Here is a 715-nt window from a genome sequence, read left to right on the forward strand (position 1 = left end):
ATACTGAGCCGTATTCCTATCACCGTTCGTATCCTGATCACAACGATCCCATACTTGACTTTCACTGACACCAGCCTGATAAATAGCCGACTCGATCTCCTCGTCCGACAAAGCATACAACTGCGTATGCATCATAGCTAGAGCGGAACGAATCTCACGCTCCACACACGCACGCATATGCTCATACTCACGCTCAATAGCCCTCTGCATGTCACAAGTATCAGAGACTAAAGCACTCATCATATACTCAGCTTGAATATAATCCAGCATAAACTGCTTCACAGGCGTCATACCCGACGCACACCGTACACGCCGATACGAGTCAATCACCCGCTTCATCTCACCCACATCAGGCTTACCCTCAATGAGGCTACCATCTTTATTCCACTGATAGCCACCCCACATATGCTGCTTAGTCACATCATGAGTATCCTTGGAACACACGTTATGAACCAGACCCACACTACCCAAGAAATCACTAAACCCCAACGCTATGCTATCTTTACTATCCACATAATCATGAGCTCTACTATTAAGCCTGGCAACCGTTTCACGCTGCTGCTTATTCAACGTGGAATAAATATTTGGCCCTTCATACATAAAAGCACCACGAATACGAGACGGTTCCCTCACATTCGCAATCGCATACTGCGCATTCATCGACCCCAACGAATGCCCATACACCTCAAACGACGCCGACTTATGCTCACTCATA

1 pseudogene is annotated in these 715 nt (G+C 47.0%); it reads right to left on the minus strand.

The annotated features are described in order from the left end of the window. Positions 1–715, minus strand: a pseudogene (locus tag EJ419_RS08335) (hypothetical protein); the annotation flags it as partial.

The sequence above is a fragment of the Alloscardovia theropitheci genome, from assembly GCF_004332295.1.
In the GTDB taxonomy this organism is placed as follows: Bacteria; Actinomycetota; Actinomycetes; order Actinomycetales; family Bifidobacteriaceae; genus Alloscardovia; species Alloscardovia theropitheci.